Raw genomic sequence first — 6,000 nt, 5'->3', positions numbered from 1 at the left:
TCACAAGACCCGGACGGGGTTATAAATTTGGCATTGAACATAGTGCACGCTGTTGAGTTCTCAAGAATCGGACACATTCCGCCTCCACACCACAGAAGGTGCTTCACAACGGAAGTGATCGAAGATGTTGCCTTAGTCAGTAGACTTCGCTAAGCTGAGGAAGTTGTTCTCTCAGCCGCCGTGGCAACTTGACTAACTTAGCACATCCGCAGGCCGTGTCAAGTCCGGCTTTTCCGCCCTGCCGAAACGCTCGTAGGCGCTCCGACGTTGCTCGGTTCCGGACCTGAGTCCGTCGCCGGGCGGCGAAGGTGCCGGATCCGATGGATCCTGCGAAGGCTTTACATCCGTGCGGCAGACGTGACCCGAAGGACTGTCTTACCGAGTGGATGGTGCCGAATGAGGCCGGGACGTCGAACCGTGCTCCAGCGGAGCTCGTTTCTTCCGTTTCCCTGCGGCCTGTGTGGCGACTTGGAATAAGTTACGGCTCGTTCCGGGTGCTGTCAAACCGGCGGCCCGGAACCGCTCATCCCGGGCGTGTCGCGTATCGGCGTCCCCATCGGCTCTCCTCCCCATGGCAAGGATGTCCGCCACTCTCCACGGAGTGGACGACGCACCGGGAGGGGCGCTCGTCCCCTGACGAGAATGGGCGCATGCCACGCCCCGATCGGTCCCGACCCGAGTCCCGCCCCGCCCTCACCTCGATCGACGAGGCGGTGACCGCGATCCTTCGTGCCGGCGAGGACCGCCCGCTCCTGCTGGTCGGACTCACCGGATCGCCCGGCGCCGGCAAGTCCACGATCGCCGAGCGGCTCCGCACCCGGATCCCCGGTGCTCTCGTCCTCCCGCTCGACGGGTACCACCTCCCCCAGGAGCGCCTGCGCGAACTCGGCCGGCGCGATCGGATGGGCGCTCCCGACACCTTCGACGTCGACGGCTTCGTCCGGGCGGTGCGGAGACTGCGGTCCGCTCGCCCGGGCGAGGTCGTGCGGGTCGCCGCCTTCGACCGCTCGATCGAGGAGCCCGTGCCGGATGCGCTCCCACTCCCCGTCGGCGAGCGGACGATCGTGCTGGTCGAGGGCAACTACCTGCTGCTCGAGGACGACGGGTGGGCCGAGGTCGCCGGCCTGCTCGACCTCACACTGCACCTGCGGATCGAGCCGACGCTGCGCCGACGGCGACTCGTCGCCCGGCATCTCCGCTTCGGCAAGACCCTCGAGGAGGCGATCGCCTGGACCGACGGTCCCGACGAGCGGAACGCCGAGCGGATCGAGGCGGCGGGAGAGCGGGCGGACGCGGTCCTCGAGGAGCGGGCTCCCCGCACCTTGCGAATGCTCCACCTCTCGGACACTCACCTCCTCGCCGACCCGACGGCGCGGTACAACCGCATCGTCGATCCGCGCGCCGCGCTCGAGGCGCTGCTCTCCGCGCACTCGGCCGTCGCCGACCTCGATGCCGTCGTGGTGTCGGGCGACCTGACCGACGACGGGGATCCGGAGTCGTACCGGGTCCTCCGCGCACGGCTCGAGGAATGGTGCGCCGAGAAGGGCGCCGCGCTGGTGCTCGCCCTCGGCAATCACGACGACCGGGAGGGCTTCGGCTCGGACGGGCCGTGGAACACCGAGGTCCGGGTGCGCGGGGTGCGGATCCTCGTCCTGGACTCGTCCGTTCCGGGCGGAGCGTCCTGGGGGCTGCTCGCCGAGCCGACGCTCGCGTGGCTGCGGGAGCGGATCGCCGCGGACCCGTCGGCCCCGACCGTCGTGGTGCTGCACCACCCGCCGATCGAGGCGGTCACTCCCCTGCACCGGCGGATGGGACTCGCGAATCCGCACGACTTCTGGGAGGCCGTCGCCGGGTCGAGGCTGCTCGCGGTGCTGGCGGGGCACTGGCACCACGCCTTCGTCGACACCTCGAACGCGGCTCCGGTGGTGGTCGCACCCGGTTCGGCGAATCGCACCGACGTCCTCGCGGGGCCCGGGCACGAGCGGTCGATCGCCGCGTCGGGAGCCGCGATCGTGGAGATCCTGCCGACCGGAGTGCGGGTGACGAGCACCGAGATCGATGCTCCGCACCGGGGTGCGGAGCTCTTCGACGTCATTGGGGAGGTGCTCGCCGAGTGGCAGCGGCGCCTCGGCTTCCCGGGCTGAGACTCCCGTGCCGGAGGGCGGGGACGACTCGAACGGGGAAGCGGACGGTGCGGGGCCGCATGCGACAGCCCGCACCGCCCGCTGCTCGTGGGCGCTCGGTCCGGGGGGACCGGGCGGAGGAGCGCGGTGCCCGGGAGTGATCACCCGGGGACCGCGCTCCGGAGGTCAGGCGTGGATGCCGACCTCTTCCGGCGAGACGTCCGCACCCGGGGCGGACGGCTCGAGGGCCTCGGCGACGCGCTGCGACAGCGAGCTGTCGACGTTCGCCCAGTACTGGAGCACGCGCTGGCGCAGCTCCGGGCGGGTCACCTTGGAGACGTGGCCGGCGATGTTGGCGACGAGGCGCGCCTTGGCGTCGTCGTCGAGGACGTCGCGGTAGAGCGTGCCGGCCTGGCCGAAGTCGTCGTCCTCGGGGTGCAGGGTCGCCGCGGCCCGCGTGAGCGCGCCGTCGGTCTCCCAGCCGGGTCCCTCCGCCGCACGGGCGGGGTCGGCGTGCGCGCCGCCCGTCGTGTTGGGCGCGTAGACGGGCAGCTCGGAGCGCTGGAAGTCGAAGCGCATCGCGCCGTCCTTCGAGTACGAGTGCACCGGCGACTTCGCCGCGTTGACCGGCAGCTGCGCGTGGTTGGTGCCCACGCGGTAGCGGTGCGCGTCGGCGTAGCTGAAGATGCGCGCGAGCAGCATCTTGTCGGGGCTGGCCTCGATCCCGGGCACGAAGTTCGAGGGGGCGAAGGTCGCCTGCTCGATCTGCGCGAAGTAGTTCTCCGGATTGCGGTCGAGCGTCATCGTGCCGACCTCGATCAGCGGGTAGTCCGCGTGCGGCCAGACCTTGGTGAGGTCGAACGGGTTGAACCGGTAGGACTCGGCCTCGGCGTACGGCATCACCTGGACCGACAGGGTCCACGAGGGGTGGTCGCCGCGGTCGATGGCGGCCGAGAGGTCGCGGATGTGGAAGTCCGCGTCCTCGCCCGCGATCTGGTCGGCCTGCTCCTGGCTGAGGATCTCGATGCCCTGGTTCGTCTTGAAGTGGTACTTGACCCAGAAGCGCTCGCCCGCGGCGTTGACCCACTGGTAGGTGTGCGAGCCGAAGCCGTCCATGTGCCGCCACGAGCTCGGCAGGCCGCGGTCGCCCATCAGCCAGGTGACCTGGTGCGCCGACTCGGGCGACAGGGTCCAGAAGTCCCACTGCATGTCGTGGTCGCGCAGGTGCGTGCCGGGGAGGCGCTTCTGCGAGCGGATGAAGTCGGGGAACTTGATGCCGTCGCGGAGGAAGAACACCGGGGTGTTGTTGCCGACGAGGTCGTAGTTGCCCTCGCTCGTGTAGAACTTCAGCGCGAAGCCGCGCGGGTCGCGCCAGGTGTCGGGCGAGCCCTGCTCGCCGGCGACGGTGGAGAAGCGCGCGAGCATCTCGGTCTCGACGCCGGGCTGGAACAGCGCGGCGCGGGTGTAGGCGCTGACGTCGCCGGTGGTGACGAAGCGGCCGAAGGCGCCGCCGCCCTTGGCGTGGACGACGCGCTCCGGGATGCGCTCGCGGTTGAACTGCGCCAGCTTCTCGAGGAGGTAGTGGTCGTGGAGAGCGATGGGGCCGTCGGCTCCGACGCTCAGCGAGTGCTCGTCGCTGGCGACGGGCGCTCCGGCGTCGGTCGTCGTGAATCGTTCCTCGGTCATGAGTCCTCCTGTCGGCGGGGACCGGTGGGGCCCTCCGCGGCGGTGATGGCGGGCGCGGGCCGGGTCTCGGCCTGCGCGAGGCAGTCGGGGCAGGTGCCCCAGAACGTGATGTCGGCCGTGTCGACGGCGAAGCCGCTCGACGAGGACGGGTGCAGGCAGGGAGCGTGGCCGACGACGCAGTCGACGTCGGCGACGGCGCCGCAGCTGCGGCAGACGACGTGATGGTGGTTGTCGCCCACGCGCAGCTCGAAGCGGCGGGCGTGACCCTCCGGCTCGATGCGGCGGGCGAGGCCGGCCTCGGTGAACGCGGCGAGCACTCCGTACACGGCCTGCGCCGAGGTGTCGGGCAGATCGCCGCGCACCCGCGCGAGGATCTGGTCGACGTCGGAGTGCGGGTGCCCCTCGAGCGCCAGCAGGACGGCCCGCCGGGTGGCGGTGGCCTTGAGCCCGGAGGCTCGCAGGCGGTCGTCCGTCATCGTCATGGGGACAAGGCTACCGAGTTGTGTTGAGTTATTCAAAACAACGGCGCGTCGCGAGGGGTGCGGGCGCGCGGTGCGGTGGGCGGGTCTCGATACGCCGCTGCGCGGCTGCTCGACCAGCATGAAGGGGGGCGCCGCGACGTGACTCCCCCGAGAGCACGCGATCCATGCTGATCGAGTAGCGCCCGCAGGGTGCGTATCGAGATCCACCGTCATCGACACGTGGGTCTCGATACGCCGCTGCTCGACCGGCATCTGGTCAGGCGACCGGGCCCTCGACGAGGGTGACCGCGGCGGACTGCGAGGTGCCGGCGGCGGTGGTCCAGGTGAGGGTGACGGACTCGCCGGGCTCGCGCTGGGCGAGGGCCGCGGAGAGGGCGTCGGCCGAGGTGACAGCGGTGCCGTCGACCGCCGTGACGACGTCGCCGGCGGCGAGCCCCGCGTCGGCCGCGGGAGTCCCCTCGATGACGCCCGCGATGAGGGCGCCCGCGACGGTGGACGTGGACGGGACTCCGTAGACCGCGCCGGAGGCACCGCCCGCGGTGCCCGAGGACAGCGAGACGCCGAGGAAGGCGGGGTAGCCGATCTCGATGGTCGCGGTGTCGGCTCCCGCCTCGATCCCGGCCACGATGTCGAGCGCGGTGGAGATCGGGACGGCGAAGCCGGTGATGTCCGCCGTCCCGCTCGAGGCGGCCGTGTCGATGCCGACGACGGCGCCGGACGCGTCGACCAGGGGGCCGCCGGAGTCGCCGGCGACGATGTCGGCGTCGACCTGGATCAGCCCGGTCAGCGACTCGCCGGTGATGCCGGCCTCGGACTGGGTGGTGATGCTCTGCCCGAGCGCGGTGACCGTGCCGGCCGCGGCGACCAGGTTGCCGGTGCCCTTCGCGTTGCCCACCGCGGTGACCGCATCGCCGACCGCGACACCGTCGGTGTCGAGCGTCGCCGGGGTGAGGCCCGAGGCGCCCTCGAGCTGGAGCACGGCGATGTCGTTCGTCTTGTCGGTGCCGACCACGCGGGCGGTGTACTCCCGGCCGGTCGACTCGACGGTGACCGTGATGCTGGTGGAGCCCTCGACGACGTGGTTGTTGGTGAGGATCATGCCGTCCGAGGTGAGGATGACGCCGGTGCCGGCGGAGGTCGCTCCCTGGTAGGTGAGGTCGGAGGTGATGGTGACGACGCCGGCGGTCTGCGCAGCGCTCGCGGCGACGGCGTCGGTCGAGGTCGAGGTGGAGGTGGAGGTGGAGGTGGAGGACGAGCCGGAGCCGTAGCCGGGGACCGATCCGCTGCCGTACCCGTAGGTCGACGAGCCCCCGGAGTAGGGCAGCACGACGATGCCTCCGCCGAAGGAGCCGCGGGAGCCGCCCGGGTAGACGGTCGTGGTGGCCGTGCTGGACGAGGCGGCGGTGCCCGACTCCGCGCCGCCGGCGAGCGAGACACCCCCGGCCGTGACGCCGATCAGCAGGGCGAGCCCGGCACCGCCGGCGATCAGCGCACGACGGCGCCGACGGCGGTCGTCGGTGCGCAGCGCCCGGCGCTCCTCGGCGCCGGGGTCCACCGGGGTGGAGTCGGTGCCGGGCTCGCGCTCGGCGCCGTCGGATTCGTGTCGCTCGTTCATGGTTCGTCCTCGTGGCCGGGGCCGCCCCTGACGGCGACCGGAGTCCATTCGACGACCCTCCGCCTCGCGCGGGCTGGACGGGAGCTATGCCGAT

4 protein-coding genes are annotated in these 6,000 nt (G+C 71.5%); 1 reads left to right on the top strand and 3 read right to left on the bottom strand.

Features of this window, described 5'->3' with window-relative positions:
- Positions 1 to 650 precede the first annotated feature (650 nt).
- Complete coding sequence (locus HQQ82_RS15190) at positions 651 to 2,144, top strand: metallophosphoesterase (protein WP_173234646.1); 1,494 nt, start codon at positions 651 to 653, stop codon at positions 2,142 to 2,144.
- Positions 2,145 to 2,309: 165 nt separating this feature from the next.
- On the opposite strand, the gene HQQ82_RS15185 is transcribed toward HQQ82_RS15190, so the two are convergent.
- From HQQ82_RS15185 to HQQ82_RS15175, 3 genes are all read right to left on the bottom strand, one after another.
- Positions 2,310 to 3,809, bottom strand: coding sequence for a catalase (locus HQQ82_RS15185; RefSeq protein WP_173234645.1), 1,500 nt, complete (start codon positions 3,807 to 3,809; stop codon positions 2,310 to 2,312).
- Positions 3,806 to 4,291 carry a Fur family transcriptional regulator gene (locus tag HQQ82_RS15180; protein ID WP_216848617.1) on the bottom strand — a complete coding sequence of 162 codons (486 nt, stop codon included), beginning with the start codon at positions 4,289 to 4,291 and terminating at the stop codon, positions 3,806 to 3,808. Before HQQ82_RS15180 ends, HQQ82_RS15185 begins: the two co-directional genes overlap by 4 nt.
- Before the next feature lie 256 nt (positions 4,292 to 4,547).
- On the bottom strand, positions 4,548 to 5,906 hold the full coding sequence (locus HQQ82_RS15175) for a S1C family serine protease (RefSeq protein ID WP_173234643.1): 1,359 nt from the start codon (positions 5,904 to 5,906) through the stop codon (positions 4,548 to 4,550).
- Positions 5,907 to 6,000: the final 94 nt, after the last annotated feature.

The sequence above is a fragment of the Rathayibacter sp. VKM Ac-2856 genome, from assembly GCF_013205055.1.
Classification (GTDB): Bacteria; Actinomycetota; Actinomycetes; order Actinomycetales; family Microbacteriaceae; genus Rathayibacter.
Note: the sequence above shows the minus strand (reverse complement) of the source record. Positions and strands in the feature narration are given on the sequence as shown.

Excerpts from the sequence above, each read along its gene's own strand:
- HQQ82_RS15175 (WP_173234643.1), bottom strand. The coding sequence starts at position 5,906 with ATGAACGAGCGACACGAATCCGACGGCGCCGAGCGCGAGCCCGGCACC.
- HQQ82_RS15185 (WP_173234645.1), bottom strand. The coding sequence starts at position 3,809 with ATGACCGAGGAACGATTCACGACGACCGACGCCGGAGCGCCCGTCGCC.
- HQQ82_RS15180 (WP_216848617.1), bottom strand. The coding sequence starts at position 4,291 with ATGACGATGACGGACGACCGCCTGCGAGCCTCCGGGCTCAAGGCCACC.
- HQQ82_RS15190 (WP_173234646.1), top strand. The coding sequence starts at position 651 with ATGCCACGCCCCGATCGGTCCCGACCCGAGTCCCGCCCCGCCCTCACC.